The organism is Streptococcus mitis (assembly GCF_047465045.1).
Taxonomy (GTDB): Bacteria; Bacillota; Bacilli; order Lactobacillales; family Streptococcaceae; genus Streptococcus; species Streptococcus mitis_DT.
Genome location: NZ_JASHAR010000051.1, coordinates 1 through 565, shown reverse-complemented (window position 1 = coordinate 565; position 565 = coordinate 1). Strand labels below are relative to the sequence as shown.

The 565-nt window shown below is 45.7% G+C and carries 1 pseudogene; it reads left to right on the top strand.

The window, feature by feature from the left end:
* Window positions 1-565 (top strand): annotated as a pseudogene (locus QM409_RS10750) (hypothetical protein); the annotation flags it as partial.

The following is a 565-nucleotide window of genomic DNA, read 5'->3' as shown; positions in this document are numbered from 1 at the left end:
ATGATAAGGGTAACGCAACAGTTACAACACCGTCAGGTAAGACAGCAGTTATTCCAGCATCAGCATTAACGAAGACAGCAGAAGCGGCTACTAAACCAAATGCAGGCGACGATGTAGTTACACCAGCGTCTAAGACAGTAGTAGCCAATCCAGATAGCTTAACTCCAGAAGAGAAAAAAGCAATTGAGGATAAGGTTAAAGAAGTTAACCCAGGAGCTACGGTGGTAGTAGATGACAAAGGTAACGCAACTGTTACAACACCGTCAGGTAAGACAGCGGTTATTCCAGCAGCTGATTTGACGAAGACAGCAGAAGTAGCGTCTAAACCAAATGCGGGCGACGATGTGATTACCCCAGCCTCTAAGACAGTAGTAGCCAATCCAGAAGCCCTTACTCCAGAAGAGAAGAAAGCTATTGAGGATAAGGTAAAAGCCGTTAACCCAGGCTCAACTGTTGTAGTAGATGACAAAGGTAACGCAACTGTTACAACACCGTCAGGTAAGACAGCGGTTATTCCAGCAGCTGATTTGACGAAGACAGCAGAAGCAGCGTCTAAACCAAATGC